1 protein-coding gene is annotated in these 282 nt (G+C 69.5%); it reads left to right on the top strand.

Going from position 1 to position 282, the window contains the following annotated elements:
* Positions 1 to 282 (top strand): rhodanese-like domain-containing protein (locus EN818_RS32270; protein ID WP_281039976.1); only part of this gene is annotated, 282 nt, incomplete at both ends.

Genomic DNA, 282 nt, shown 5'->3' on the forward strand with positions numbered 1-282 from the left:
CTGTCACGGCGGACGAGGCGCTGGCGATTGTCGGCAGGCCGGACGTGGCTTTGATCGATCTGCGCGAGAGCGCCGAGCGGGAGCGGCGTGGCGTCATCCCGGGCGCCATCCATCTGCCCTATCCCAGGCTGCAGGAGAACATCGCCCCTGGCGGCATGCTGCACGAGTTGGCCCGATCGACCAGCAAGCAGCTTTTGTTCTACTGCGCCTTCGGCGAACGCTCGGCGATGGCGGTGCAGGCGGCGCAGGCGACGCCGGCCGCGAGCGCTTCTTCGTCCGGGG

This window comes from Mesorhizobium sp. M3A.F.Ca.ET.175.01.1.1, from assembly GCF_004791945.1.
Taxonomy (GTDB): domain Bacteria; phylum Pseudomonadota; class Alphaproteobacteria; order Rhizobiales; family Rhizobiaceae; genus Mesorhizobium.